General features: G+C 46.9%; 1 protein-coding gene. It reads left to right on the top strand.

Annotated features, from left to right (window positions below; all coding sequences use genetic code 11):
- Window positions 1-47: 47 nt before the first annotated feature.
- The coding region (locus FC82_RS14290) for a helix-turn-helix domain-containing protein (RefSeq protein ID WP_056997342.1) at window positions 48-437 on the top strand (390 nt) is incomplete at its 3' end.

Here is a 437-nt window from a genome sequence, read left to right as displayed (position 1 = left end):
TGGACCGAACCCCAGTACTTGAACCAGAAATCTCTGGAGGTACTGGTATGAAGAAGATCAGTTTTAAGAAGCGTTTGAAAGTTGTGAGTGATTTCCTAGAAGGAAAAGGCAGTGCCCTGTCCCTTGCCAGAAAATATCATGTGAATCAGGCAACAGTGATCAACTGGCTTCAGCTTTATAAAGGAAAAGGTGTGGCTGCCCTGCACACTGAAACCCAGTCAGGTGAATCGCAATACTCGTTGGTCTTCCGCTTAAAGGTGCTAAAATGGAAAGAAAAACATCAGGCATCTAGTTCCGAGACCGCACGGCATTTCAACATCTTTAGCAGCTCCACTGTGCGTAACTGGTTGTATCGCTACAACAAAGGCGGTACCGCGGGATTAGCTCCGAGGAAAGGCCCTGGTAGTATGGCAGCACAGAAGAAGCAAACTAAGAAG

Source organism: Secundilactobacillus collinoides DSM 20515 = JCM 1123 (assembly GCF_001435975.1).
Lineage (GTDB): Bacteria > Bacillota > Bacilli > Lactobacillales > Lactobacillaceae > Secundilactobacillus > Secundilactobacillus collinoides.
This window is presented reverse-complemented; position numbering and strand designations above follow the sequence as displayed.